A 25,851-nucleotide genomic window follows, 5' to 3' on the forward strand; every position below is an offset into this window, starting at 1 on the left:
TCAGTCTCCATCCGCCGCGTTAAAGCCGACGCCGACATCCAGTTCGGGGCCAAGCTCAGCCATCACAGTATCAATCAAGGCACTGACGGCCTGCTGCAAAATCTCAACCTTCAGATGGCCCTGTGGCGTCGCAACCCCAGCGAAGGTCGGATCGTCCAACGTCTCTGCCAGCTTGATCGCACGGTCAAACCCCGCCAAAGTCAGCGGCGCATCCGGTGTCATCGTCACCACCATCGCGCGCAGAGTTTGCAGCGACAACAGCACGTTGCGCTGACTGCGGCCCGAGGCAATCGCCTCGGCCCGTTCCGGGCGCGGTTTGTCAAACGTGCCCAAGGGGCGACCAAGCCGTTGATCTTTATCAAACTCCAGCGCCGCCACCACTTGCGTGAACAGCGTTTGCCGCACTTCGGGCCGGGTCTGGAAGGTGGTGTTGCCGAGATCGCCCGCCGTCAGCACGGTTTTGGAATAAGTGTTGATCCAAGTGTCGTTGATGATCTTCGCCATGCGGGCAAGGTCCAACGTGGTGGCTTGGATCAGCGCGCAAGGGTCAGCGGGCAAAGGTTCCGCCGGATAGAGCAACCGCTCTAACCCCGTCAGACCGCGTGCCGCTACCGATTGATCAGGGAAATGCTCAGGGGTCAATTGCGCCGGATCGCCCAACAACAGCGCCCGCTGCGATTTCGCGCCCGAGCCTTTCGGATCAGGCCAAAACGCAATCGCCACCGAAAGCCCATCCGCCTCGGCCGGACCAAAACGCAGGTGTTGGACCGCAACCCAGGCATCATAGGCGGTGTTGAAGGCGGGTTTCAGACCATCAGCCTTGCAATCCTTTGCGGCGGCATCAGACAACGCCTGCGTGCTGGCTGCGAAAGCCGCATAACTGGGCAGGATATGATCGGATAACGTCTGTTCAAAATCCGCCAGCGCTGGGGTGGCGAGGCAAAGCGAAAGCAGCAAAGAACGAAGCAGCATGACTACAAACTTTCCAGAAATGCGAGAATAGCGTCGCGGTCGCCTTTCGGCAAAGCCACTACGGCGTCACGTTGCGCTTGCGCCTCACCGCCATGCCACAGCACCGCCTCCAGCAGGTTGCGCGCCCGTCCGTCGTGCAGAAATTCGGTGTGGCCCGATACTTGGCTTGTCATGCCAATTCCCCACAGCGGCGGGGTTTTCCATTCCGACCCGCTGGCCCGACCCTCGGGGCGGTTGTCGGCTAATCCCGGCCCCATGTCATGCAGCAGCAGATCGGTATAGGGCCAGATCAGCTGGAAACTTTGCTCGGGCTGGTCTTTCAACCGGTCCGTGACGTATTTCGGCGTATGACAGGACGTACAACCGATGTCGTAAAACACCTGCTTGCCGCGCAACACTTTCGGATCATCCACCCCGCGCCGCTCTGGCACGCCCAAATTGCGGGCGTAAAACGTCACTAGATCAAGGCTTTGGTGATCCACCTCTAGCCCATCGCGCACGCCCGGTTCTTGCCCGCTGATTGCCAAGCGGCAGGCGTCTTCCACCTTGGTGCAATCGCCCCACGGATCGGGATGCAGCGAGGTCGCGAGCCCCATATCGCCCGCGAAAGCCCCCGCTGATTGGTCGCGGATACTGGCCTTGCCGCCCTTGAAGCCAAAGCGGCCCAGCATTGGTTTGCCATCAGAACCGCCCGGCACAATGCTGGCGCGGCCCGAAATGCCATCGCCATCCGCGTCAGTCTCATCAACCTTGGCCAGAATATCTGCCTCGGGAATCGCCTCTAGCAACCCCAAGCCGATCATCTGCGGCGCCACACGCGGCGATAGCATCACATCCTTGGCCATCGGCCCATAAGCCAGATCCGCCACCGCATAGGCAGGCGCACGCAAACTGACCATCGTGCCATCGCCCAAGATCACCGGAACCTCGGTATAGTCGATCACCATCCGGCCCTCAGCGGCGATGCCGGTCGCGGCGAAATCCTGAAACTGCCCGCCATAAGTCGGCTCGTCCTGCGTCGCCAACCAATCCTTGATCTCTGCCGGGTTGCTCCCCCCCGGCACAGACAGCCGCAGGAACATCGACACAGCACTTTCTTCGAGCCCCGCAGGGACATGCCCGCGCCCGTCTTTCAGATGGCAATCCTGACAACCGCGCGCGTTGAACAACGGCCCCAAGCCGTCCGAGGCCAAGGTCGAGGCAGGCGACGGCACCCACGTCTTGGTGAACAACGCATTGCCAAGGTTGAAATTCATCTGCCGGTCAAACGGCATATTGCCCGAGAATTGCGAGAACGCATCCGCCGTGGGCCGCACCCGCACCGTCGCCGCGCCGCCCGGTTTCGCCTCAAACTTCTCAGACGCACTGAAATCTTTGGGGGCCGCCAACACCCCTGCAATCCGGGTAACCTCTGCCTTGGTGCGAGGGATCACGTTCAGCGGTTGATCATCTGCCCCTTGCGCAAAAGCAGGTCCGGCTAGCAGCGGTAATATCAAAAGGACGCGCAGCATCCGGGTCTTCCCTATATCAGTTGGCAGCGCAGTGGTCCGTTTACCCCGCGCCACCTGCCTACTCAGAGTGGGTTTCAGCGGGTTTTGTCAATCGTGGCTCACGACCGACAAAGCCCCGTTAACGCAAGCGTTACTGGAACACCGCACCCGGATTATCAAGGCTGTCCGAGCCTTCAATGCTGGTGCCGGTCAGCCCCAAAGTGGTGATCGCGCGCTCAATCGAGGCGGTCTGGGTGACCAAAGCGTTGACGCCGCCCATCACCAAAGCCTCGCCTTCCTTATTGCCCGCCGCCAGCATCTGATCATAGGCCATGCCGCCATCCGACGCTGCTTTGATCGCACCCAAAGCCGTCACTGTCGCCGTCAGTTCCGCCTTCAACTGCGTATCGACAGCCGGGTCAGCCGCCGCCACAAGTTCCGACACCGACGGCCCCGACACAACGCTGCCATCGACGCGAGTGTATTTGCCGAGATAGACGTTCTGGATGCCGATGCCATCATAGTAATGGCTGTTGGCAGTGTTGTCCGAGAAGCAATCATGCTCCTCCTCTGGGTCGTTCAGCATCAGGCCCAGACGCATCCGCTGGCCTGCAACCTCGCCATAGGACAGGCTTCCCATGCCGGTCAGAATCGCCGACAAAGCCGCCTTCGGATCGTCTTCAATCGTGGCGCGCGCAGCGCCCCCGGTGGCCCATTGCCCGGCCATATCCTCCAGATCGCTGACCAACAAATCGGTCGCCGCCTTCAAATACGCCGCACGGCGGTCACAGTTGCCGCCGGTGCAACCATCCCCCTGCACATAATCAGTAAACGGCCGATTGCCCGCCCCCGGCCCGGTGCCGTTCAGATCCTGGCCCCACAGCAGAAATTCGACCGCGTGATAGCCCGAAGCCACATTCGCCTCAATCCCGCCCGCCTCTTGCAGCGTGCCCGAAATCAATTCCGGCGTGATCGTCGTCGCATCGACCTCGACGCCCGAAATCTTGAACTTCGGGTTGGCAATCACGTTCAGCGTCGCAAGATCGTTTTCCTCCGACTTGCCGTAAGACGGGTCGACATAGTCGATCAGCCCCTCATCCAGCGGCCAGGCGTTGACCTTGCCCTCCCAATCATCCACCGCCGCATTGCCAAACCGGAACGCCTCGGTCTGCATGTAAGACGGACGCGCAGCGATCCATGCCGCACGCGCTGCCTTCAGGCTGTCTTCCGAAGGTGCGGCGATCAGCGCATCGACCGCCCCTTGCAGCGCCTTGGCGGTGATCAGGCTGTCTTCATAGCCTGCTGCGGCGATATCGGCGTAATTCTTTGCAATCGCTGCCGGATCGGCGGCAAACACGGGTTGGACTGCCGACCCAAAGGCGGTGGTGGCAAGAAGCATGAAGAACGTGGGGCGCATATGGGATCTTTCCTAGTGACGCGTGGCGGTGGTGGCGGAATGGCTGCCGTTGGCGGAGAGACGGTGGATCATATCAAGCGTCGCCCGGCCGACATATTCTGCAATCTGCACGGCTTCAAAAGCGATGTCGGGCGGCAGCATGGTCAGCGCGAACGCCATCGCATCTTCGCGATCGCCCGCCGTGGCCGCGGCCACCATCTGCGCGACGGCACTTTCATCACCGCCAAGGCAAGCGCATTGCGTGTGATGCCGCATCAACGGGCGGCGGCCCATTTGCACCATCAGCGTGATCAGATGCGCGAGGTTATTCACCTCAAGCGCCGCTCGCTCGGCCCCGAAAACCGCGGTGAAATCTTCGGCGACTGCAATACGACCCGCCTCGCCATCGCACCATTGCCGCAGAAGTTGCACCACACCGCGCTCCAGCGGCGGCATATCGGCCAGCATCCCCACCGCAGCACCGCCACGCACCGGGCTGGCAGGGGTGGGCTTCGACGATTTGAACCAAGAATAGCTCATGACTTCCAACTGCCTTTCGAGACTGCACGTTGCAACCAACGCCCTGCCGACAGGTTGGGCCTTGGGTATTAACTGATGGATTCCCTCGGAAATGTAAATCCGATTCTTTCTGTCGGCTAATCGCAGATGAAGCCCGCCAAACCCTGCCCATCTTGACCCCACCGCGCGTGCCATGCAGTCATGCCGCCATGACCCAAAACGCGCTCTGGCAAAACCGCAACTTCCGCCTGATGTTCGCCTCATCTGCCGCCACCAACCTTGGCGACGGCCTGATCACGGTGGCGGTAGCGTGGCTCGCCACCTTGCTGACGCATGACCCTTTCCTGATCGGCCTCGTCGCCACCGCCCGCAGCCTGCCGTGGTTTCTGTTTGCTTTGCCCGCAGGCGTGATCACCGACCGCATCGAGCATCGCCGCCTGATCATCGGAGCCGATTGCGTGCGGATCGTGATTTCCCTCGCCCTGCTGAGCCTCGCGCTCACAGCCAGCCCCGGCACCGTGCCCGTGCTGCTGATGGCCGCCCTCTCCTTCGCCTTAGGCAGCGCCGAGGTGTTGCGCGACAACACAGCACAAACCTTTACCCCCTCGGTGATTGAGAAATCCCAACTGGAACAAGCCAATGGCGCAATGTGGAGCGCCGAACAGCTCGCAGGCCAGTTCATCGGCCCACCACTCGCCGGCCTGCTGATCGGCATATCAGTGGCATTGCCGTTCGGCATCCAAGCAGGACTGCTGGCGGTCGCCGTTGTGCTAACCCTGAGCATGAAAATGCCAAAACGCGTGCAAACCACCCCACATCTGCCCATGGTCGCGGCCTTGAAAGAAGGCATGCTCTGGCTCTGGCGCGACATCCCCTTGCGACGTTTGGCCTTCATCTTGGGCGGCTTCAACTTCATCGGCTACGGCTTTGCCGCCATACTGGTGCTGTACAGCCAGCGCGTTCTCGGCCTTGACGCCTTCGGCTTCGGCATTTTCCTGACCCTTCCGGCCATCGGCGGCCTCGCCGCCACCCTGATCGGCCCGCGCATCTTGCGCCACATCACCCCAAGATCGGCCATCCTGCTCGGCATGGCCGGATTCACCGCCGCCGCCCTCGTCTTGGCGCTACAAGCCCCGCTCTGGCTGATCGCCATTTTCTTGGTGCTCGATGGCTTTTCCGGTATGCTCTGGAACATCGCCCAAGTCAGCTACCGCCAACGCCACATTCCCGCGCCCCTCTTGGGCCGCGTCAACTCCGCCTTCCGCTTCATCGGCACGGGTCCTGCGGCGTTTGGCGCGTTCACCTTCGGCTGGCTGATCTCATGGGCGGGTTCGGGGGCCGAGCCTTGGGGCACGGCTGAAGCCGTCTTGCTGCCCTATTGGGTGGCCTTCGCCATCGCAGGGGCACTCACACTCTATGCCGCCGCCCGCCTGCAACTGCGATAGAAGGCGCGGAATAAAAAAAGGCCGGGCACAAGGCCCGGCCAGGTCCAACAGGGAGGGTGCTGTGTCATAACCCCGACACAGCAAGGGGAACTTTTGGCCGCCGGGCGGGGAGGACGCCATCTGGCCTGATCCGATAGATAATCATTCAATCAGGCAACAATAAGACCCGTAAGTGACGAAAACCTTACCCAAAGCGACCAATCTTAACCTTAGGCGACCAGCTTATAGCCGCCATTCTCCGTCACCAGCAGCCTTGCATTGCTTGGATCAGACTCAATCTTCTGCCGCAGACGATAGATGTGGGTCTCCAACGTATGGGTCGTCACCCCCGCGTTATAGCCCCAAACCTCATGCAGCAGCACATCCCGCGCCACCACGCCTTGTTGCGCGCGGTAGAGATACTTCAGGATATTGGTTTCCTTTTCGGTCAACCGCACCTTCTTGTCCTTGGCATCGACCAGCATTTTCTGTGCCGGTTTGAACGTATACGGCCCCATCTGGAACACCGCATCTTCCGATTGCTCATGCGTGCGCAACTGTGCGCGGATCCGCGCCAACAACACCGGAAACTTGAACGGCTTGGTCACATAATCATTGGCACCCGAATCAAGCCCCAGAATGGTGTCGCTGTCGGTGTCATGGCCGGTCAGCATCATGATCGGGCATTTCACCCCGGCCTTGCGCATCCGACGGCACAACTCACGGCCATCCGTATCCGGCAGACCCACGTCCAAAATCACCAGATCAAACAGACCCGCCTTCACCTTCTCCATGCCTTCCGCGCCTGTACGGCCCTCAAACACGTCGAAATCTTCGGTCATCACCAACTGCTCGCTCAGCGCCTCGCGCAGATCGTCATCGTCATCGACCAGCAGAATTTTGCGTAACGTTGCCATGTGGGCCTCCATCAGCCGAGCCGTTTGCTCTTGCGTAAACACATGCGCCCGCCTCACGGTTCCGACAAGATTTGCTACAATCGTCTCACGCGGTCGTGTCGCTGGCTTGGGAAATGTTTCAATTCGTTCCAGTTTCACCTATGTAACCCGCATGAGCCTCCGCCCCTCCACCCCCGAAATCCTCGCCCGTGCCCGCGCTGACCTGCGGCTGGGGTTGCCCATTGTGCTGACAGGCGGCGGCCAAGCCATGCTCTGCGCGGCTGTCGAGGAACTCACCGCCGACCGCCTGAGCGCCTTACGAGCCGAAGGCCCCCCCGAACTGGCGCTAACGGCCCGCCGGGCTGAGACGCTGAAAGCCATCCCCTATGACGGCGATCTCGCCCGCCTCCGCGTGCCTTCCGACGCCGATCTGCGCTGGCTCCGCGCCGTCGCTGATCCCGCCGACGATCTCAACGTGCCAATGAAAGGCCCGCTTGTCGCGTTGCGCGACGGCCCCGCCACCCTGCATCGCACCGCCATAGCCCTTGCAAAATCCGCGCAACTGCTGCCCGCGATGCTGCTGGTTCCCGTCAGGGATGGCCTCGCTCTCGCCGTCCGCAACAACCTAACGCTACTGGCGAATACCGATTGCGCCGACCTGGACCGCCTCGCGCCTTTAGCCCCGGTGATCTCGGCCCGCCTGCCGATGGCCGCCGCGGCAGCTGGCCGTTTGCACATCTTCCGCCCTGATGATGGCAGCGCCGAACACTACGCCGTTGAGATTGGCCGCCCCGACCGCGACAAACCCGTGCTGGCACGCCTACATTCCGCCTGCTTCACCGGAGACGTTCTGGGCAGCCTGAAATGCGACTGCGGCCCGCAACTGCACGCCGCCCTCGCCCAGATGGGGCAAGAAGGCGCAGGCGTTCTGCTGTATCTCAACCAAGAAGGCCGCGGCATCGGTCTGGCCAACAAAATGCGCGCCTATTCTCTGCAAGATCAAGGCTTTGACACGGTGGAAGCCAACCACCGCCTCGGCTTTGAGGATGACGAGCGCGACTTCCGCATCGGTGCCGAGATCCTGCAAAAGATGGGTTTCGCGCAAGTCCGCCTGCTCACCAACAACCCGAAAAAGCTTGCCATGCTGCAAGCCTGCGGTCTGACCGTGACCGAGCGCGTCCCTCTCCACGTCGGGAAAAACCCCACAAACAGCGCCTATCTCGCCACCAAGGCCGCCAAATCCGGGCACCTGCTATGAAATCCCGCGACCTGATCCTGACCCCGATGGGTCTGCTGTTCCAAAACCGCCGTTTCCCCTGCACCATCGGGCGCGGCGGCGTAACTTCCGACAAACACGAAGGCGACGGCGGCACTCCAACGGGAACCCACCGCATCGTCGGTATGCTCTACCGCCCTGATCGTATCGCGCGCCACACCCTCCCCGATTGGGCCGTCCCAATCCGCCCCGGCGATCTGTGGTCCGACGACCCCAACGATTTCGACTACAACCAACTGGTCCGCGGGCCCTACCCCTACAGCCACGAACGTCTGACCCGCGCCGACCCGCAATATGATCTCATCCTGATCACCGATTGGAACTGGGACGATCCCACGCCCGGCCAAGGTTCCGCCATCTTCATCCACACATGGCGCAGCCCCAGCCACCCCACCGCAGGCTGCATCGGACTATCCCGCCAAAGTCTTTTGTGGATCGCCAACCGCCTGCGCCCCGAAAGCCGGTTGATTGTGCGCTAAGGCTTCCCAAAGCGGTTCGGATTTCTTATCCTAACTCCAAATCGGGGGGATAAGATGGCCAAAGCTGCAAAACCGGACGACCAGATTTTCGCCCTGCGCATGGCGCGCTCTGCCCCCGATCTGTGGCCGATGCTGGAACAGCTTTACGGCCAACACCCCAACTACAACCACTTCTGCACCGATCTGAGAGCCGCTCTCGCCGACGGCTGGAAAGCCCGCCCCACCGACCTTAAACTGCTGGACCTAAAGCGCGATTTAGAGCCCGACTGGTTCCAGTGCGCCGATATGGCGGGCTATGTGTTCTACATCGACCGCTTTGCGGGCAACCTGCGCGGCGTGCTTGATCACCTTGATTACCTCGAAGACCTCGGCATCACCTACGTCCATTTCATGCCCTGCCTGAAGCCTCGTCCCGGCGATTCCGATGGCGGTTATGCGGTGATGGATTACCGCAGCATCAACCCAGCTTACGGCACGCTGGATGATTTCAAAGCGGTTTCAACCGAACTGCGCAAGCGCGGCATTTCGCTGTGTATCGACTTGGTGCTGAACCACACCGCCAAAGAACACGATTGGGCGCAGGCTGCCGCGCAAGGCGACAAAGCCGCGCAAGACCTCTACTGGATGTTCGACACCCCCGACCTGCCCCAAGCCTATTCCAAAACGCTGGTCGAGGTTTTCCCGGACAATGCCCCCGGCAATTTCACCCATTACCCCGACTTCGGCAAATGGGTCTGGACCACTTTCAACGAACACCAATGGGATCTGAACTGGTCTAACCCGCAGGTTTTCCTTGAAATAACCCGCATCATGCTGCACCTCGCCAACACCGGCGTTGATGTGCTGCGCTTGGATGCCGTCGCCTTCATGTGGAAACGCCTCGGCACCCGTTGCCAGTCGGAACCCGAGGTGCATATGCTGCTGCAAGCCCTGCGCGCCTGTTGCCGCATCACCGCCCCAGCGGTGATCCATCTGGAAGAGGCCATCGTAAGCCCGCAAGAAATGCTGCCCTATTTTGGACGCGGCAAACATGACGGTCGCGAGGGCAATCTGGCCTATCACAACTCCCTTATGGTGCAATTTTGGAGCGCGCTTGCCACCCGCGACACCAGCCTGATGACGCATGTGCTGGCCAGCCACTTCCCGGATCGCCTCACCAACGCCACCTACGCCACCTATATCCGCTGCCATGATGACATTGGCTGGGCCGTCACTGACGAAGATGCGAGTGCCGTGGGCATTTCCGGCCCCGCGCATCGCCGCTTTCTGTCGGATTTCTACGAGGGCACGTTTCCCGGCAGTTTCGCCCGAGGTGCGCCGTTTCAGGTCAACGAGGCTACCGGAGACAAACGGATTTCCGGCAGCTTTGCCTCGCTTGCGGGGCTAGAGGCGACAGATGAGCATGACCGTGAAATGGCCGTGCAGCGCATGCTGATGGGCCATGCGCTGATCGCGGCGTTCGGAGGTATTCCGTTGATTTACATGGGCGATGAATTGGCCCTGTTGAATGACCACAGCTATCTGAATGATCCCGCCCACGCCCATGACAGCCGTTGGATTCACCGCCCGCGGATGGATTGGGCGCTGGCGGATGCGCGGCATTCCGGCAATTCTCTGTCCTCACAATGCTTCCTTGGCACGCAACACATCCTTGCCAGACGCCGCGCCACGCCAGGACTGCATGGCGCGCATCCGACGCAGATCGTGCAAACCGGGAATCCGGCGCTGTTCGCGGTGCAACGTGCAGCACCAACCGGGCCGATTCTATGCCTGTTCAACTTTTCGCACCACTGGCAGCATGTCGCGGGCGGATGGCTGCAAGGGCACGGCATCACACATTGGCACGATGCTTTGTCGGATCAGATCGTGACGCTGCATGGCGATTACCTCGCGCTGCCACCCTACGCGCGGGTTTGGCTGACTTAAGCGTAAGTGCGCGCGCCGAAAATCGCGGATCCGACCCGCACATGCGTCGCCCCGGCGGCAATCGCGGCTTCAAAATCGCCGCTCATCCCCATCGACAACCCGCTGAGCCCATGGCGCGCGGCCATATCGGCCAAGGCGGTGAAATGCGGCATCGAATCCTCGCCCTCGGGCGGGATGCACATCAGGCCCGCCAAGCTGAGATCCATCTTACGGCAATCAGCGATAAATCCATCCAGCGCCTCGGGCAGAATCCCGGCCTTCTGCGGTTCGGCCCCGGTATTCACCTGCACGAACAACTGCGGGCAGACCCCGCGCGCCTGCGCCAGCTTTGCCAGTTTCTCGGCCAAGGACGCCCGATCCACGGTATGGATCGCGTCAAACAACTCGACCGCCAGTTTTGCTTTGTTGGTTTGCAGCGGCCCGATCATATGCACCTGGACGGCGTCAAATGCCGCCCGGAACGCCGGCCATTTCGCCTGCGCTTCCTGCACATAGTTCTCACCAAACAGCCGATGGCCCTCGGCCAGCACATCACGCACCCGCGCGTCAGGTTGCACCTTGCTGACCGCGATCAGCTGCACCGAACGCGGAACCCGTCCCGCCGCTGCCTCTGCCGCCCGCACCCGCGCTAAAATCACCTGCAACGCCATACTATCTCCACGTTTATTGGGCCCCTGCTTTGACCGCACTTGATCACTGCCCCGCACAAAAGAAAAGAGCGGGCACAAGGCCCGCTCTTTCCGAAGTGTTTTGATCGGTTAGATCAGAACGACATACGCACGCCGAGATCAGCACGCAGGTCGCCACCGAAGCCCGACTCAACCGCGCCAGCCAAGGTTGCGCCACCGAGGTCGTAGGCAGCGCCGAGACCGTAAGCGGTATCAGCGTTGTCGACGTCGGAGTCAGAAACATAACCACCAAGGGTGATACCATTGATGGTATAGTTACCATACAAAGTGATCGTCTTGCCAAGGCTCACACTAGGAGCGGCCACGTTGATCGAGGTAGCAGCGCTAGCTTCGCTGATACCATTGTCGTTGTAGTTCAAGCCCACCGAACCAGCGTCGCTGAATTTGTACGCAGCACCGACGAACGTAAGGTAGTTGCCTTCGATGCCAGCGCCATTGTCAACGTAAGCCGCAGCCACGGTGAATTGGCCAGTGGTGAAGTCAGCAGCGATCGAGCTTTCATCAGCGCCATCGGTCCCTTTCACGCCGGACGTGCCACCAGTAGCATTCTGGTCAGACTGAACATACGATGCTTTCAGATTGACGCCCGAATAAGAATAAGCTGCGTAGATACCAACCCGGTTTGCTTCATCAGCGCTGTAAGCGCCGCTGTTGAAGGAGTAGTAATTGCCTTGCGGATCACCGAACGAACGCTCTTGGAAGCCGATTTCCGGATTGTACATCAGCGCAACCGAGTCATAGGCGGTGTTGGAGTTACCAACTTCAACACGAACGCCGCTTGCTTCAATGTACAGCATTGCGGGGCTGAAAGATGCAGCGGTGCTGCCGTTGCTGTTTTGGAAACGGATACGACCGCCGTAGGTCACGCCGTTGTCAGCTTCGAACTTTGCGTCAACGTTGATGCGCAAACGGTAAGCCAATTGGGTTTCGCTGAATTCTACGAGCGTTCCCGGAATGTCTGCGCCGTTGCTACGGTTTTCAGCATAGTCCAGACCAAAACGGCCCGAACCGCTCAGGGTCACTTCAGCCGAAGCAGCGCCAGCGAACAGAGCCAGCATGGTGGTGGAGAGAAGAATTTTTTTCATGGTGTTTCCTCGTTTTTTCTCAAAGACGTGACCATACTCAAGCAATGCAGAAGCAGGTATGCCGTTGTTTTCCACCTCCACGCCCATGAATGCAACGGGAAGCGCACCAATAGGGCCAATCGCGCACTCGGTGATGCACCCTTGCCACAGTGCAGTTCCCCGCCGTTTCGACAGTTATATGCGCGCGTTGAAGGCTGTCGCGGCCCGGAAACCCGTTTTAGATGGGAAAAGCCTTGGCACGCCCGAAGCTGTCAGTATAAACAGCGACAGGTTGGCATGGGGAAACCGGATGATCTTGCGTCGTATCATGGATAAAGCGCTGAATTTTGGCCTAATGGCCGCGCTTTTGACCGGGATTTCCGCCTGCGGCATGCTTGGTAAAGCTGGCGGCGGGTCATATGACCCGAAAGTGCAGGCCGAACTGTCGCGCGAAAACCGCGATGCGGCGCGCGGTCGCCAAACCGGCATTGGCCAGCTGTTCCGCAAATCCGACAACCCCAACACAACGGTTGAGGTGAACAAATATCTCTGGAAGGCCAGCCTCGACATTCTGAACTTCCTGCCCATCGAATCGGTGGACCCGTTCACCGGCGTGATCGTCACCGGCTACGGCACACCTCCGGGTGGGGGCCGCTCGGTGCGTGCGACGATTTATGTGCAGGACCCGGCCTTGGATGCGCGCAGTCTGAAGGTGGCGATGCAGGGCAGTGGTGGCGGTTCTGTCTCACCCGAAACCATCCGCGCGGTGGAAGACGCCATCCTGACCCGGGCGCGTCAGTTGCGTATTCAAGACAGCGGCTTGTAAGGCGCTAATCTCTAACCGCCACTGGACCTTGCCCCCCAAGCCAGTGTATTCGCGCCTAGGAACTGACCGAGGGGCCTAAGATGTCGCGCTACGAACCCAAAACCATCGAAGCTAAATGGCAAGCGGCTTGGGAGAGCGCCGAGACGTTCAAGGCGCGGCGCGATCCATCCAAGCCGAAGTATTATGTTTTGGAGATGTTTCCCTATCCGTCGGGCCGCATCCACATGGGCCACGTCCGCAACTATACCATGGGCGATGTGGTGGCGCGCTATAAGGCAGCGCAAGGGTTTTCCGTGCTGCATCCGATGGGCTGGGATGCCTTCGGCATGCCCGCCGAGAACGCCGCGATGGAACGCGGCGGCCATCCCAAGGAATGGACCTACGGCAACATCGCCGACATGCGCGCGCAAATGAAACCCTTGGGCCTGTCCATCGACTGGTCCCGCGAATTCGCCACATGTGACCCGGAATATTACGGCCAACAGCAGGCGATGTTCATCGACATGATGGCCAAGGGCTTGGTGTATCGCAAGAACGCCGTGGTGAACTGGGATCCGGTCGATATGACCGTGCTCGCCAATGAACAGGTGATTGACGGCAAAGGCTGGCGCTCCAACGCTCCCGTTGAGCGCCGTGAGTTGACACAGTGGTTCTTCAAAATCAGCGATTATTCGGCGGAATTGCTGTCGGCTTTGGACGGCTTGAAAGACTGGCCGGAAAAGGTCCGGCTGATGCAAGCCAACTGGATCGGCCAATCGCGCGGCCTGCAATTTGCCTTCACCACGACAGGCGCGCCGGATGGCTTTGACCGGCTAGAGGTTTACACCACCCGCCCCGATACCCTGCTCGGTGCCTCCTTTGCCGCAATCAGCCCCGACCATCCGCTGGCGAAACATCTTGAGCGTCACGACTCTGCCGTGGCCGCTTTCACCGCCGAATGCCGCAAGGGTGGCACCACCGCCGAGGCGATGGAAACCGCCGAGAAGATCGGCATGGATACCGGCATCCGCGTGCTGCATCCGTTTGATAACACTATAGAACTCCCGGTCTATATCGCCAACTTCATCCTGATGGATTACGGCACTGGCGCGATCTTCGGCTGCCCCGCGCATGACGTGCGCGACTTTGAATTTGCGTCGAAATACGGCCTGCCGATCCCTGCGGTCTTTATCCCCGAAGGCGAAGAAGAAGCCGCGCTGGATGAACCCTACGTCCCGATGAAATCCGAGCGCGTGCAGTATATCCGCGGCTTTGCAGGCAACGATCTGCAAACCGGAGAAGAAGCCATCGCCGCTGCCATCGCTGAATGTGAAGCCCGTGGCATTGGCCGCGGCGTCACCAACTACCGCCTGCGCGATTGGGGCATCAGCCGCCAACGCTATTGGGGCTGCCCGATTCCGGTGATCCACTGCGCGACCTGCGGCGTGGTGGCCGAGAAGAAAGAAAACCTGCCCGTCCGTCTGCCCGATGATGTCACCTTCGACATCCCCGGCAACCCGCTGGATCGTCACCCAACCTGGCGCAACTGCACCTGCCCGAATTGTGGAGCCGACGCCCGGCGCGAAACCGACACGATGGACACGTTCGTGGATTCAAGCTGGTATTACGCCCGCTTCACAGCACCCCATGCCACCACCCCCACCATCGCGGAAGACGCCGAGTACTGGATGAACGTCGATCAATACATCGGCGGCATCGAACACGCGATTCTGCACCTGCTCTATTCCCGCTTCTTCGCCCGCGCCATGCATGCCACGGGTCATTTGCCCGCGAAAGCCATCGAGCCGTTCAACGCCCTGTTCACGCAAGGCATGGTGACGCATGAGATCTACAAAACCACCGACGCCAATGGCCGCCCGATCTATCACCTGCCGGAAGATGTGACGAGTTTCAGCTTGGCCGACCGCCGCGTCACCGTGCTGGGCGATGTGCCTCCGCCCGATCCCGATATGATCGCCGACATCGACGCGTGGTTGCAGGGTCTGAACGACGAAGGCTCATTGGTCGAAGTCATCCCCTCCGCCAAGATGTCGAAATCGAAGAAAAACGTCGTCGATCCGATGAATATCATCGAAGCCTTCGGGGCCGACACCGCCCGCTGGTTCGTCATGTCCGACTCACCCCCAGAACGCGATGTGGAATGGACAGCCTCCGGCGCCGAGGCCACCTTCAAACACCTGTCCCGCGTCTGGGCGCTATGTTCGCGCATCGGCGACATGCCCGCCGACCATCAGGGCATCGGTGACCAAGACATCGCCCGCGCCACCGCCAAAGCCGTCGAGGAAGTCACCCGCAGCATCGAAACCTTCGCCTTCAACAAGGCCATCGCTGCGCTCTATGGCCTGACCAACACCCTCGCCAAAGCCAACGGCTCCACTGATGCGATGAAACAAGCCATCCGTACCCTTGCGCAACTGATGTGCCCGATGACCCCGCATATCGCCGAATCGATCTGGACGTTCCAAGGCGGCGCAGGCCTCTGCGCCACCGCCCCATGGCCGAAAGCCGATCCGGCGCTGCTGATCGACGATACCGTCACCCTGCCGATCCAGATCAACGGCAAACGCCGCGCGGAAATCAGCGTGCCGAAAGGCATGCCCGCTTCCGAGGTTGAAAAGATCGCGCTGGCGGATGAAGCTGTGGTGAAGTTCCTCGCAGGCGCGCCTGTGAAGAAGATCATCGTTGTGCCGGGGCGCATCATCAATGTCGTCATTTAACCGCCGCTCGTTTTTGCTGACGCCGCTGGTCCTCGCGGCCTGCGGCTTCCAACCCGCCTATGGCCCCGGCGGCCCGGCGCAAGGCATCCAATCCAGCATCCGCGTCGCCGACCCAACCGACAAAAACGCCTTCGACCTCGTGGAGCGCCTCGAAGAACGCCTCGGCCGCCCGAAAGCCGACCACTTCGATCTGACCTACACGATCAAAACCACCGCCACCGGAGTCGGCATCACCCCCGACAACGCCATCACCCGCTATAACCTGAACGGCACAATCGACTGGGCTCTGACCAACCGCGCGACAGGCACCCGCGTCACCGGTGGCCAAGTCAAAAGCTTCACCTCCTACTCCGCCACAGGATCGACAGTTGCAGGCTTGGCGGCCCAAGAAGATGCCGCCCGCCGCCTGATGCGCATCCTCGCCGACCAGATCACCGCAAGACTGCTGGCAACCTCCGGCAGCTGGAACCAATGACCGCGCCCGCAGATTTTGCAAAGACGGGCAGGCTGTGGCTGCGCAAAGCCCTAAGCGAAGCCGATCTCACCCCCTATGACGCCATCGCGAACTGTAACCACGGCCCCGGCGCGCGGTTGGATCTGGGCGGCGGCTTTGGCGTGCAATCTGCCCTCACCCGCGCCGTAACCGCAATATTTCCCGATTTCCAAGCTGTCCGTGCCGTTGTTTTCAACAAGACCGAGGCCAACAACTGGGGTGTCCCTTGGCATCAAGACCGCCTGATCCCTGTCGCTGCACGGCACGAGATTGAGGGCTTTCACAACTGGTCGCAAAAAGCTGGCGTCTGGCATTGCGAGCCGCCCTTGGCCTTCCTCAACCAAATGCTGTTTGTGCGCCTGCACCTTGATCCCACTGATGCCGACTCCGGTCCGATGGAAATCGCCCTTGGCAGCCATCGCGCCGGACTGATCCCCAGCGCAGCGTCCGACGCCACCTCCGCCACGCATGAAACCGAGCTTAGCACAGCTCAGCGCGGCGATATCCTGATCCTGCACATGCTAACCCTGCACCGCTCTCGCCCAGCGCAGCTGCCGAGCGCCCGCCGCACTCTCCGTATAGACTTCGCCAAAGCCGCCCTGCCCGCACCACTCGAGTGGGCAGCATGAAACTCGCCGGGATCGAGGCCTCCCGCTACTGCGCCAAACCCGACCCCAACCGCGCGGGCCTGCTGATTTTCGGTGCCGACACCATGCGCGTGGCCCTGAAACGGCAAGAGGCCATCGCCGCATTGATTGGCCCTCAGGGCGAAGCCGAAATGCGCCTGACCCGCATCCAAGCGGGCGATCTGCGCAAATCCCCCAGCCTTTTGACCGATGCCACCCGCGAAGCAGGCTTCTTCCCCGGCCCCCGCGTGGCTTTCCTGGAAGACGCCACCGACGGCCTCACCGCCTCTATCGCCGCCACCCTGCAAGACTGGCGCGCGGGCGATGCGCAGATCGTAGTGACTGGGGGGAACCTGACGGGCAAATCCACCCTGAAAACCCTGTTCGAAAAACACCTGAATGCCGTCAGCATCGGCCTCTATGACGACCCGCCCACTCGCGAAGAAATCGAAGCCGAACTCGCCAAAGCTGGCCTGAAAAACTTCGCCCCCTCCGCGATGGCCGACCTCGCCACCCTCGCCCGCGCCCTCGATCCCGGTGATTTCCGGCAAACCCTAGAGAAAATCGCGCTTTACAAATACAACGACCCGACCCCGCTGACGCCCGAGGAAATCCACGCCCTCGCCCCCGCCACCATCGAGGCCGAGGTCGACGATCTGATCGCCGCCGCCGCCGACCAAAACGCCAATCTGATCGGCCCGCTGCTGCGCCGCCTTGAGGGCCAAGGCATCCTGCCCGTCACCCTTTGTATCGGCGCACTCCGCCATTTCCGCAGCCTGCATATCGCCGCTTCCGACCCCGGCGGTATTTCATCGGGCATCATGAAAGCCCGCATCTTCGGCCCCCGCCGCGACTCCATGCAGCGCCAAGCCTCCAACTGGGGCATGCTGCGCCTGGAAGATGCCCTCAGCCTGCTGGTCGAAACCGACCTCACCCTACGCTCCACCTCCCGCGCCCCTGCAATGGCCGTTATGGAGCGCGCGTTGATCCGATTGGCGATGATGAAACGCGGTTAACCCCTAAATCTATCTAAAATTGTCATCCTCTGCGCTCAAATATCCCACGGGGGTCTGGGGGTGTGAAACCCCCAGCTGCAACGCCCACCCCAAGCCAAACCTTGACCTCCCCCGCCCCACCTGCTTCAACCCAACCAAACCAATGCAGGCAGCCATGGCCAAACAGCTCTCCCCGATTGAGACCTTCCTCGTCCCCCTCACCAAACTCGCCCTTAAATACCCCGAGGTTGAGGCCGAAGTGATCTGGGCCAATGGTCCCGAATGGGAACCGCAACAAGGCACCGATGCGCTGCTAGAGGCCGAGGAAATCCCGTTCTACGCCGAGGGCCTGCTGCTGGAAGGCTTCCAGATGCACTACCAAATCCTCGCCGATACCGATGCCCCGAAAGATCCCGCGCATGTCCGGCTGTTCTTCTGGCAAACCGAAGTCCCCAGCTTGCCCACCCCCGAACTGGGTCTTGCTCTGATCGCCGAGGCAACATGGACTACCTAAAGCACTTTTTGCACAGCCTCGGCCCCGCGATGCCTGCGCCAAAAGCCGTTGAGGCGTTGCGGGCCGGCACAGGTGCCGCCATTGGCCTCGGCCTTGCAGCGGCTCTCTTATGGCTGCTCGATCCAACCGCGAACATGATAGATCATCCACTGCTGATCGCCCCGTTTGGTGCTTCGGCTTTCCTGATCTTCGCCGTGCCGAACAGCCCGATGGCGCAACCGTGGTCGGCGGTGTTGGGCAACAGCGTCTCAGCCCTCGCCGCAATCCTTATCCTGCACGCGGGCCTGCCGGTGCTGCCCGCCGCCGCGCTTGCGGTGATGCTGGCGGTCCTCGCCATGGCCGCCTTGCGCGCCATGCACCCGCCCGGCGGTGCCGTGGCGCTTGCCACCGTGCTTTCCGCCCATCCCGACGCCTTGCCGGGCCTGCAGTATCTGCTGCTTCCGGTCGCCAGCGGCAGCCTTGCGCTTGTCGGCCTCGGTATCGCTTGGGCACACGCCACAGGTCGGCGCTACCCGTTCCGCATCGCGCCCGAGCCGACCCAGCACGGCACCAAAGACCCCGCCCCGGACCGCCGCTTCATCCCGTCGGAACAAGTGCTCGCCGCCACCCTCACCCGCCTGCGGCTCAGCGCCAACTTGGGCGTCGAAGACCTCGCCCGCCTGATCGAGACAGCCGAGACTGAGGCCAACGCCAGCCACCTCGGTCCGACCACCGCCGATCAAATGATGTCGCGCGACCTGATCCAAGTCGCCCCCGACACCCCGCTGCCCGTGCTTGCGGAAAGCTTCCGCGGCCACCGCTTCAAAACCCTGCCCGTGCGCAATCCCGATGGCAGCTTCGGCGGCCTCGTTTCGCAATCGGCTTTGGTGGGCCGCGCCGAGCCCAACCTGACCGCCCACCAGCTGATCGAGAGCGACCTGCGCAGCGCCAGCCCGCAAACGCCGCTCGCCGAACTGATCGCCCTGCTTGCCGACGGCGGCCAACAAGCCGTGCCGGTGCTGGAGGCCAACCGCCTTGTCGGCCTGATCACCCGTTCAGATATGATCGCCCTGCTGTCCGGCCACATGCCCACTTAACACCCCACGGAGACTGCAAATGCCCCAAGTCTACGACACCCTGCACACCGCCTGTGCCGCCCTCGGCACCCGGCTGTTCACCGTCACCGTGCAAGACCTGAAGCTGGACGTGGCCCGCCGCGCCTATACCTCGCATCCGGTCGAATACCCGGTATCCGGCACCAAACCGCTAACCCGCGACGGCTGGTATGACCACTGCATCACCGGCCAGCACACCTTCGTCGCCAACACCACGCCCGAATTCGCCAAGTACTTTTTCGACCACGAACTGATCTCCTCCCTCGGCCTCGGCTCCTGCATCAACATCCCGCTGGTGGAAGCCGGCCATGTCCTCGGCACCGTCAATCTGCTGGCTGAAGAACACCACTTCACCCCAGCGAAACTGGCCGCTTACGAGGCCCTCGTTGCCCAACACCACGCCGCCCTTGCCACTGAAATGGCCAAAGGCTAAGCCGACCCTTACTGCACACGGGGCGGGTGACAGCCCGCCCTACCCGACTTGATGCCTGCACATTTCCATCGCCTCGATCTATCGTTTGATCAAAAAACTGCCGCCGCCCCGCGATTTTCTGTTGCGAAACAGCCCCACCCCGCTACCCTGATGCCATGACCGGGAACCCGGCTTCGCTCAATCACAGGGAGCTTTCCATGACCAAAACCCATAAAGCGGCCACAACCGCAGCACTTCTCGCCAGTCTCGCCACAGCCATCACCCCCGCCTTCGCCGAGATGACCGAGGTTGGCGCCTCGGAAGGCCAAGTCAATATCGTCGCTTGGCCGGGCTATATCGAGCGCGGCGAAACCGACAAGGCCTATGACTGGGTCACGAAATTCGAGGCCGAGTCGGGCTGTAAGGTCAACGTCAAGACCGCCAACACCTCGGATGAAATGGTCGCCTTGATGAACGAAGGCGGCTTCGATCTGGTCACCGCTTCCGGCGACGCCTCTCTGCGCCTTGTCGCGGGTAAGCGCGTGCAGGCGGTCAATACCGCCTTGATCCCGTCTTGGTCAAAAATCGACCCCCGCCTGCAAGATGCCAAATGGTTCACCGTCGATGGCGTCCACTACGGCACCCCCTATCTCTGGGGGCCGAACGTATTGATGTATAACACCGATGTCTTCAAAGAAGCGCCGAAGTCGTGGAACATCGTGTTTGAGAAAATGGACCTGCCCGATGGCAAATCCAACGAAGGCCGGGTGCAGGCCTATGATGGCCCGATCCATATCGCCGATGCTGCGCAATATCTGATGTTCCACAAGCCGGAACTGAAAATTACCTCGCCCTATGAGTTGAACGAAGATCAGTACAAGGCAGCGCTCGACCTTTTGCGTGAGCAACGCAAACTGGTCAGCCGCTATTGGCACGACGCCTATATCCAGATGGACGATTTCAAGAACGAAGGCGTGGTGGCCTCCGGCTCTTGGCCGTTCCAGGTCGGCCTGCTGCAATCTGAGAAACTCCCGATCGCCTCGACCATCCCCGAAGAAGGGGCCACCGGCTGGGCCGACACCACCATGCTCGCCGCCGATGCCGCCAACCCGAATTGCGCCTATAAATGGATGGAGCATACGCTGAACTCTAACCTGCAATCGGATCTTTCGGTCTGGTTCGGTGGCAACCCGGTGGTGCCCGCCGCCTGCACCGACAAATCGGGGATGCAGACAGCCGAGGGCTGCACCGCCAACGGTCTGGATAACTTCGACAAAATCCGCTTCTGGACCACTCCCACCGCCAATTGCGCCCAAGGCGAAGGCGCTTGCGTGCCCTACTATCGCTGGGTGTCGGATTACATCGGCGTGATCGGCGGTCGGTAAGAAAAACCAGCGGTGGGTGAAACTGCGCAAAAGCGCAGAACCACCCACCCTACACGTTTGGCAGGGGTAAATGCCCCTGCCGTCCCTCCCGCTCCGGCGGATAAAGGCCCATATTCATGCCCGCAGCCGTAGAATTCCGCAGCGTTTCCCGCCATTTCGGCCCCGCCTCCGCCCCGATCAAAGCCGTCGATGGCGTTGATCTGACCATCGCCGAGGGCGCGTTCTTCGCCATGCTCGGGCCCTCTGGTTCCGGCAAAACCACCTGCCTGCGGCTGATCTCTGGCTTTGAATCCCCCACGGCGGGTGAAATTTGCATCTTTGGCGAAAATGTCTCGAACACCCCGCCGCATCTGCGCAACGTCAACACGGTGTTCCAAGACTACGCCCTGTTTCCGCATATGAACGTCCGCGATAACGTCGCCTACGGGTTGATGGTCAAAGGCATGGCAAAGGCCCAGCGCTATGCCAAGGCCGAGGAAATGCTCGCCCTTGTCCACCTCGACGCCTACGGTAACCGCAAACCCGGCCAACTGTCGGGCGGTCAGCGCCAACGCGTCGCCCTCGCCCGCGCTCTGGTCAATGAACCGAAAGTCCTGCTGCTCGACGAACCCCTCGGCGCTTTAGACCTGAAACTGCGCGAAGCCATGCAGGATGAACTCAAATCCCTGCAACAACGCCTCGGCATCACCTTCGTCTTCGTCACCCACGACCAACACGAAGCCCTCTCAATGGCCGATAGCCTTGCGGTGTTCAATGACGGCAAAATCGCCCAAATAGGCACCCCCGCCGAAATCTACGCCCAACCGAAAACTCGCTTCGTCGCCGATTTCGTCGGCTCCTCCAACGTCCTGCCCCCCATGCTAACTCAGTCCCTCGGCGGCCCCGCCAAATGGTCCTCTTTGCGCCCCGAAACCCTGCATCTCGACCCCACGGGAGCCCTGCAAGGCATCGTCACCTCCCTGCGCTACCTCGGCTCCGGCCACCGCATCGCCCTCACCGCCCAAGGCCAAGACATCGCTGCCATCCTGCCCACCGGCACTCCCCTCCCCGAACCCGGCCAAGAAATCCGCCTCGGCTTCACCCCCGACGCCCTGCACATCATGGATGAAGCCTGATGCGCCGCAATTTCATATTGGCAGCAAATACTCCCGCCGGAGGCACCCCCCGCCAATGTGGAAGCCTCCGGCGGGAGTATTTCAAAAAGAGCAAATCCAAGGGGGTCGCACCATGACCGCCATCCTCCCCGCCAAATCCCTCGCCGACCGCCTCACCACCCTGTTCTGGCGCAAACCGAAGCTGCTGCTGGCGCTGCTGATCACCCCACCGCTGCTTTGGCTTGGAGTGATCTACCTCGGCTCCCTCGCTGCCCTGCTGCTGCAATCCTTCTATTCCATCGACGAATTCTCCGGCATGGTGGTCCGTGAGTTCACCCTGAAAACCTATGGCGAACTGCTGCGCCCGCAAAACTACGACATCATCCTGCGCACGCTCACGATGTCCGCCGCCGTCACAATCGGTTCAGTCATCCTCGCCTTCCCCATCGCCTACTACGCCGCGCGCTATGCCCGAGGCCGCTGGAAAGCCGTGTTCTACCTCGGCATCATGCTGCCCTTGTGGTCGTCCTACCTCGTCAAAGTCTACGCTTGGAAACTGATCCTCGCGAAAGAGGGCATCATCACCTGGGCCGCCACAAAAACCCACACCAACTTCCTGCTCGACGCCGCGCTTGCGCTGCCCGGCATCGGCGGCAACTCGCTGTCGACCAGCTATATCGGCATGTTTCTGGTGTTCACCTATGTCTGGCTGCCGTTCATGATCCTGCCGATGCAGGCCTCCTTAGAACGAGTCCCAACCTCAATGCTGGAGGCCTCCCAAGACCTCGGCGCAACCCGTGCGCAGACCTTCCGCACCGTGATCGTCCCCCTCGCGCTACCGGGAATCATCGCCGGATCGATCTTCACCTTTTCCCTCACCATGGGCGATTACATCATCCCGCAGATCGTCGGAAATTCCGCCAATTTCATCGGCATGGCGGTCTACCAACTGCAAGGCACCGCCGGAAATACCCCGCTTGCCGCCGCTTTCGCAGTGATTCCGATCGTGATCATGCTGATCTACCTCAGCCTCGCCAAACGTGCCGGAGCTTTCGATGCGCTCTGACCCCAATGCCGCCCCACTCTCGCTCAAAATCGCAGCCATCGGCGGCCTGCTGTTCCTGCACCTGCCGATCCTGCTGATCTTCCTCTACGCCTTCACCACCGAGGAACGCACCTACGCTTTCCCGCCCCCCGGCGTGACCCTGAAATGGTTCGCCGCCGCTTGGGAGCGCCCGGATATCTGGCAAGCCCTGACCCTGTCACTGCAAGTCGCCACCGCCGCCACCCTGCTCGCCCTCATCCTCGGCACCCTGATCTCCGCCGCCATGGCGCAAGCGCGGTTCTTCGGGCGTGAGCAAATCTCACTCTTGATCATCCTGCCCATCGCTTTGCCCGGCGTGATCACCGGCATGTCCTTGCGCTCCGCCTTCGGCCTGATGGACATCCCGTTCTCAACCCTCACCATCATCCTCGGCCACGCCACCTTCTGCATCGTCATCGTCTACAACAACGCCGTTGCCCGCTTTCGCCGCCTGTCCGGTGGCGTGCTAGAGGCGTCAGCCGACCTCGGTGCCAACGCTTTTCAGACCTTCCGCTACATCCTACTGCCCAACCTCGGCACCGCACTCCTAGCCGGAGGCATGCTCGCCTTCGCGCTGTCGTTCGATGAAGTCATCGTCACCACCTTCACCGCAGGCCAGCAAGCGACCCTGCCGATCTGGATGCTGGAAGAATTGATCCGCCCCCGCCAACGCCCGGTCACCAACGTCGTCGCCATGGTGGTCTTCGCGGCGACGTTCTTCCCGATCCTGCTGGCCTATTACCTGACCCGCAACGGCTCCGAGACCGCGGGCGCGGGCAAATAACCCCGCCGCAATTCGGTCGAAAAGTTAAGATATGGGGAAAATGTGGTCCTGCCGACCTCTGCGGCGCGGCCATAGCACTGATGCGGTAGCCCAAAAGGCCCGCCGCATCAGCGCGCTTCAAAGCGCCATCACCATATCGCGATGATCAATCCCGGCATCGTCATAAACCGGGCCAAACGCCTGAAACCCCAAGCCTTCATAAAACCCAAGCGCATGCATCTGCGCGCCGAGTTTGGCTTGCATCACCCCCGGTACTTCGCGAAACCGCGCCACCGCCGCCTTAATCAAAGCCGCACCAATCCCGCTGCCGCGCGCCTGTTGCAAAACACAAACCCGGCCAATCTTGCCGACCTCGCTCTGCACCAACAACCGGGCCGAGCCCACCGCCTCACCCCCGACCAAAGCCAACAGATGCAGCGCGACCTCATCGAGATCATCCACCTCATCAGCCTCTGAAACACCCTGCTCCTCGATGAACACCACCCGCCGCAGCTTCCGGCACAGCGCAATATCCCGAGTCTCAACAATCTCCAAAGTCACGCGAAATAGTCCCGCAGCACCCGCGTATAAATCGCCTTCAATGCATGGATCTGCGCCACTTCGACCCGCTCATCGACCTGATGCATGGTCTTGCCGACCAGCCCAAACTCCACCACCGGGCAGTGATCCTTCACAAACCGCGCGTCGGAAGTCCCCCCCGAAGTCGAATATTCCGGCACCCGCCCGGTTTCCGCCTGCACCGCCTTCGCAACCAGTGCCGAAAACTCCCCCGGTGGCGTCAGAAAGCTTTCGCCCGACACTGTCACCCGCATAGCAATCTCCACCCCGGTCGCAACCTGAACGGCATCCGCATGGCCCTGCAGCCACGCCGTCAAAGACGCCCCCGAATGGCTGTCATTAAACCGGATATTCACCGTAGCCGTTCCCCGCGCAGGGATCACATTCGTCGCCTTATTGCCGCAATCCATCGTGGTGATCGCCAAGGTCGAGGCGTCAAAATGCGCCGTGCCCTGATCCAAAGGCTCCGCCTCCAACCGCGCCATCAACGCCACCAAAGCACTCATCGGGTTCTTCGCCCGATGCGGATAGGCGGAATGGCCCTGCACCCCCACGGCGGTAAAGTAACAGGTCATCGAACCGCGCCGCCCGATCTTCATCATCTCGCCCATCTCATTCGGGCAGGTCGGCTCGCCCACCAGACAATGCGTCATCCGCTCGCCGTTCAACGCCATCCAGTCCAGCAAAGCCACCGTGCCATCCAGCGCATCAGCCTCCTCATCCCCAGTGATCGCCAAAATCACCGCCCCATCCGGCGGCGTCTGCCGCACGAAATCCACCGCCGCCGCCGCAAAGGCCGCGACCCCAGATTTCATATCGGTCGCCCCCCGGCCATACATCCAGCCGTCCACCACCGCCGCGCCAAACGGGTCTTGCGTCCAAGCCGCCAGATCGCCCACCGGCACCACATCGGTATGGCCATTAAACCCAAACGACTTGTTCGCTCCCGCCACGCCCCAGCGCGCGTACAAATTGCAAATCCCGCCGCGATCCACCCGCGTGCAGGCAAACCCCGCCGCTTCCAGAACTCCCGCCAGCAGCACCAACGCGCCGCCCTCATCCGGCGTGACCGAGGCACAACGGATCAGATCAGCGGTCAGTTTTTCCGGGTCGAGTGCAAGATGTGCAGCCATGACGA

At 61.3% G+C, this 25,851-nt stretch carries 25 protein-coding genes; 16 read left to right on the forward strand and 9 right to left on the reverse strand.

The features are described from left to right. The 4 genes from AKV04_RS21020 to AKV04_RS21035 all read right to left on the reverse strand — a co-directional run bounded on the left by AKV04_RS21020 (position 1) and on the right by AKV04_RS21035 (position 4,398). The gene (locus tag AKV04_RS21020) at positions 1-972 is read right to left on the reverse strand and encodes an imelysin family protein (protein ID WP_054008341.1); all 972 of its coding nucleotides are present in this window, start codon (positions 970-972) and stop codon (positions 1-3) included. 2 nt (positions 973-974) lie between these two features. Further along, positions 975-2,483 carry a di-heme oxidoreductase family protein gene (locus tag AKV04_RS21025; protein WP_054008342.1) on the reverse strand — a complete coding sequence of 503 codons (1,509 nt, stop codon included), beginning with the start codon at positions 2,481-2,483 and terminating at the stop codon, positions 975-977. Positions 2,484-2,613: 130 nt separating this feature from the next. Further along, complete coding sequence (locus tag AKV04_RS21030; RefSeq protein WP_082351774.1) at positions 2,614-3,879, reverse strand: imelysin family protein; 1,266 nt, start codon at positions 3,877-3,879, stop codon at positions 2,614-2,616. Between the two features lie 12 nt (positions 3,880-3,891). After that, positions 3,892-4,398 (reverse strand): hypothetical protein, encoded by a 507-nt coding sequence (locus AKV04_RS21035; protein ID WP_054008343.1) that lies wholly within the window; start codon positions 4,396-4,398, stop codon positions 3,892-3,894. A gap of 188 nt (positions 4,399-4,586) precedes the next feature. On the opposite strand from AKV04_RS21035, the gene AKV04_RS21040 reads away from it, so the two are divergent. Beyond that, complete coding sequence (locus AKV04_RS21040; protein ID WP_054008344.1) at positions 4,587-5,822, forward strand: MFS transporter; 1,236 nt, start codon at positions 4,587-4,589, stop codon at positions 5,820-5,822. A gap of 209 nt (positions 5,823-6,031) precedes the next feature. On the opposite strand, the gene AKV04_RS21045 is transcribed toward AKV04_RS21040, so the two are convergent. Beyond that, on the reverse strand, positions 6,032-6,718 hold the full coding sequence (locus AKV04_RS21045; protein WP_054008531.1) for a response regulator transcription factor: 687 nt from the start codon (positions 6,716-6,718) through the stop codon (positions 6,032-6,034). Positions 6,719-6,869: 151 nt separating this feature from the next. Between AKV04_RS21045 and ribA the strand changes: the two genes are divergently transcribed. From ribA to AKV04_RS21060, 3 genes are read left to right on the forward strand one after another with little or no spacing between them, the layout of a single operon-like run. After that, positions 6,870-7,955 carry a GTP cyclohydrolase II gene (ribA, locus tag AKV04_RS21050; RefSeq protein WP_054008345.1) on the forward strand — a complete coding sequence of 362 codons (1,086 nt, stop codon included), beginning with the start codon at positions 6,870-6,872 and terminating at the stop codon, positions 7,953-7,955. Continuing rightward, positions 7,952-8,452 (forward strand): L,D-transpeptidase family protein, encoded by a 501-nt coding sequence (locus AKV04_RS21055; protein WP_054008346.1) that lies wholly within the window; start codon positions 7,952-7,954, stop codon positions 8,450-8,452. Before ribA ends, AKV04_RS21055 begins: the two co-directional genes overlap by 4 nt. 54 nt (positions 8,453-8,506) lie before the next feature. Beyond that, on the forward strand, positions 8,507-10,378 hold the full coding sequence (locus AKV04_RS21060; protein WP_054008347.1) for an alpha-amylase family protein: 1,872 nt from the start codon (positions 8,507-8,509) through the stop codon (positions 10,376-10,378). Here AKV04_RS21060 and AKV04_RS21065 read toward each other — a convergent pair. Together AKV04_RS21065 and AKV04_RS21070 are read right to left on the reverse strand one after the other, a co-directional pair. Further along, positions 10,375-11,028 carry a YggS family pyridoxal phosphate-dependent enzyme gene (locus tag AKV04_RS21065; protein ID WP_054008348.1) on the reverse strand — a complete coding sequence of 218 codons (654 nt, stop codon included), beginning with the start codon at positions 11,026-11,028 and terminating at the stop codon, positions 10,375-10,377. The two genes, AKV04_RS21060 and AKV04_RS21065, sit on opposite strands and share 4 nt — an antisense overlap. Before the next feature lie 113 nt (positions 11,029-11,141). Next, complete coding sequence (locus AKV04_RS21070; protein WP_162232921.1) at positions 11,142-12,227, reverse strand: porin; 1,086 nt, start codon at positions 12,225-12,227, stop codon at positions 11,142-11,144. Between the two features lie 214 nt (positions 12,228-12,441). Between AKV04_RS21070 and AKV04_RS21075 the strand changes: the two genes are divergently transcribed. From AKV04_RS21075 to AKV04_RS21130, 12 genes are all read left to right on the forward strand, one after another. Further along, positions 12,442-12,957 (forward strand): DUF3576 domain-containing protein, encoded by a 516-nt coding sequence (locus tag AKV04_RS21075; RefSeq protein ID WP_082351776.1) that lies wholly within the window; start codon positions 12,442-12,444, stop codon positions 12,955-12,957. A gap of 80 nt (positions 12,958-13,037) precedes the next feature. Further along, positions 13,038-15,674, forward strand: a complete 2,637-nt coding sequence (gene leuS / locus AKV04_RS21080) for a leucine--tRNA ligase (protein WP_054008350.1) — start codon at positions 13,038-13,040, stop codon at positions 15,672-15,674. After that, the gene (lptE, locus tag AKV04_RS21085) at positions 15,661-16,149 is read left to right on the forward strand and encodes an LPS assembly lipoprotein LptE (protein ID WP_054008351.1); all 489 of its coding nucleotides are present in this window, start codon (positions 15,661-15,663) and stop codon (positions 16,147-16,149) included. The genes leuS and lptE overlap by 14 nt, the downstream gene beginning before the upstream one ends. Further along, a complete protein-coding gene (locus tag AKV04_RS21090; RefSeq protein WP_054008352.1) occupies positions 16,146-16,796 on the forward strand; it encodes a phytanoyl-CoA dioxygenase family protein in 651 nt (216 codons plus the stop codon). The genes lptE and AKV04_RS21090 overlap by 4 nt, the downstream gene beginning before the upstream one ends. Then, positions 16,793-17,809, forward strand: coding sequence for a DNA polymerase III subunit delta (gene holA, locus AKV04_RS21095; RefSeq protein WP_054008353.1), 1,017 nt, complete (start codon positions 16,793-16,795; stop codon positions 17,807-17,809). Before AKV04_RS21090 ends, holA begins: the two co-directional genes overlap by 4 nt. Positions 17,810-17,963: 154 nt before the next feature. Continuing rightward, entirely contained in the window at positions 17,964-18,302 is a 339-nt protein-coding gene (locus AKV04_RS26530) for a hypothetical protein (protein ID WP_162232922.1), read from the forward strand. Continuing rightward, entirely contained in the window at positions 18,290-19,378 is a 1,089-nt protein-coding gene (locus tag AKV04_RS21105) for an HPP family protein (protein WP_054008355.1), read from the forward strand. The genes AKV04_RS26530 and AKV04_RS21105 overlap by 13 nt, the downstream gene beginning before the upstream one ends. A gap of 19 nt (positions 19,379-19,397) precedes the next feature. Next, positions 19,398-19,829, forward strand: coding sequence for a GAF domain-containing protein (locus AKV04_RS21110; RefSeq protein WP_082351778.1), 432 nt, complete (start codon positions 19,398-19,400; stop codon positions 19,827-19,829). Between the two features lie 197 nt (positions 19,830-20,026). Further along, on the forward strand, positions 20,027-21,193 hold the full coding sequence (locus AKV04_RS21115; RefSeq protein WP_054008533.1) for an ABC transporter substrate-binding protein: 1,167 nt from the start codon (positions 20,027-20,029) through the stop codon (positions 21,191-21,193). A 116-nt stretch (positions 21,194-21,309) separates the two neighbouring features. Beyond that, positions 21,310-22,308 (forward strand): ABC transporter ATP-binding protein, encoded by a 999-nt coding sequence (locus AKV04_RS21120; protein ID WP_054008357.1) that lies wholly within the window; start codon positions 21,310-21,312, stop codon positions 22,306-22,308. A gap of 112 nt (positions 22,309-22,420) precedes the next feature. Continuing rightward, positions 22,421-23,353 carry an ABC transporter permease gene (locus AKV04_RS21125; RefSeq protein ID WP_054008358.1) on the forward strand — a complete coding sequence of 311 codons (933 nt, stop codon included), beginning with the start codon at positions 22,421-22,423 and terminating at the stop codon, positions 23,351-23,353. Next, a complete protein-coding gene (locus tag AKV04_RS21130; protein ID WP_054008359.1) occupies positions 23,343-24,155 on the forward strand; it encodes an ABC transporter permease in 813 nt (270 codons plus the stop codon). The genes AKV04_RS21125 and AKV04_RS21130 overlap by 11 nt, the downstream gene beginning before the upstream one ends. Before the next feature lie 117 nt (positions 24,156-24,272). Here the strand turns inward: AKV04_RS21130 and AKV04_RS21135 are convergent, their stop codons facing one another. Further along, positions 24,273-24,695 (reverse strand): GNAT family N-acetyltransferase, encoded by a 423-nt coding sequence (locus AKV04_RS21135; protein WP_407638483.1) that lies wholly within the window; start codon positions 24,693-24,695, stop codon positions 24,273-24,275. After that, complete coding sequence (gene dapE, locus AKV04_RS21140; protein ID WP_054008360.1) at positions 24,692-25,846, reverse strand: succinyl-diaminopimelate desuccinylase; 1,155 nt, start codon at positions 25,844-25,846, stop codon at positions 24,692-24,694. Before dapE ends, AKV04_RS21135 begins: the two co-directional genes overlap by 4 nt. Between the last annotated feature and the right edge of the window lie 5 nt (positions 25,847-25,851).

The organism is Cypionkella psychrotolerans, from assembly GCF_001294535.1.
GTDB lineage: Bacteria > Pseudomonadota > Alphaproteobacteria > Rhodobacterales > Rhodobacteraceae > Cypionkella > Cypionkella psychrotolerans.

Coding starts and splice junctions, on each gene's coding strand:
- AKV04_RS21020 (WP_054008341.1), bottom strand. CDS start 972: ATGCTGCTTCGTTCTTTGCTGCTTTCGCTTTGCCTCGCCACCCCAGCG.
- AKV04_RS21025 (WP_054008342.1), bottom strand. CDS start 2,483: ATGCTGCGCGTCCTTTTGATATTACCGCTGCTAGCCGGACCTGCTTTT.
- AKV04_RS21030 (WP_082351774.1), bottom strand. CDS start 3,879: ATGCGCCCCACGTTCTTCATGCTTCTTGCCACCACCGCCTTTGGGTCG.
- AKV04_RS21035 (WP_054008343.1), bottom strand. CDS start 4,398: ATGAGCTATTCTTGGTTCAAATCGTCGAAGCCCACCCCTGCCAGCCCG.
- AKV04_RS21040 (WP_054008344.1), top strand. CDS start 4,587: ATGACCCAAAACGCGCTCTGGCAAAACCGCAACTTCCGCCTGATGTTC.
- AKV04_RS21045 (WP_054008531.1), bottom strand. CDS start 6,718: ATGGCAACGTTACGCAAAATTCTGCTGGTCGATGACGATGACGATCTG.
- ribA (WP_054008345.1), top strand. CDS start 6,870: ATGAGCCTCCGCCCCTCCACCCCCGAAATCCTCGCCCGTGCCCGCGCT.
- AKV04_RS21055 (WP_054008346.1), top strand. CDS start 7,952: ATGAAATCCCGCGACCTGATCCTGACCCCGATGGGTCTGCTGTTCCAA.
- AKV04_RS21060 (WP_054008347.1), top strand. CDS start 8,507: ATGGCCAAAGCTGCAAAACCGGACGACCAGATTTTCGCCCTGCGCATG.
- AKV04_RS21065 (WP_054008348.1), bottom strand. CDS start 11,028: ATGGCGTTGCAGGTGATTTTAGCGCGGGTGCGGGCGGCAGAGGCAGCG.
- AKV04_RS21075 (WP_082351776.1), top strand. CDS start 12,442: ATGATCTTGCGTCGTATCATGGATAAAGCGCTGAATTTTGGCCTAATG.
- leuS (WP_054008350.1), top strand. CDS start 13,038: ATGTCGCGCTACGAACCCAAAACCATCGAAGCTAAATGGCAAGCGGCT.
- lptE (WP_054008351.1), top strand. CDS start 15,661: ATGTCGTCATTTAACCGCCGCTCGTTTTTGCTGACGCCGCTGGTCCTC.
- AKV04_RS21090 (WP_054008352.1), top strand. CDS start 16,146: ATGACCGCGCCCGCAGATTTTGCAAAGACGGGCAGGCTGTGGCTGCGC.
- holA (WP_054008353.1), top strand. CDS start 16,793: ATGAAACTCGCCGGGATCGAGGCCTCCCGCTACTGCGCCAAACCCGAC.
- AKV04_RS26530 (WP_162232922.1), top strand. CDS start 17,964: ATGGCCAAACAGCTCTCCCCGATTGAGACCTTCCTCGTCCCCCTCACC.
- AKV04_RS21105 (WP_054008355.1), top strand. CDS start 18,290: ATGGACTACCTAAAGCACTTTTTGCACAGCCTCGGCCCCGCGATGCCT.
- AKV04_RS21110 (WP_082351778.1), top strand. CDS start 19,398: ATGCCCCAAGTCTACGACACCCTGCACACCGCCTGTGCCGCCCTCGGC.
- AKV04_RS21115 (WP_054008533.1), top strand. CDS start 20,027: ATGACCAAAACCCATAAAGCGGCCACAACCGCAGCACTTCTCGCCAGT.
- AKV04_RS21120 (WP_054008357.1), top strand. CDS start 21,310: ATGCCCGCAGCCGTAGAATTCCGCAGCGTTTCCCGCCATTTCGGCCCC.
- AKV04_RS21125 (WP_054008358.1), top strand. CDS start 22,421: ATGACCGCCATCCTCCCCGCCAAATCCCTCGCCGACCGCCTCACCACC.
- AKV04_RS21130 (WP_054008359.1), top strand. CDS start 23,343: ATGCGCTCTGACCCCAATGCCGCCCCACTCTCGCTCAAAATCGCAGCC.
- dapE (WP_054008360.1), bottom strand. CDS start 25,846: ATGGCTGCACATCTTGCACTCGACCCGGAAAAACTGACCGCTGATCTG.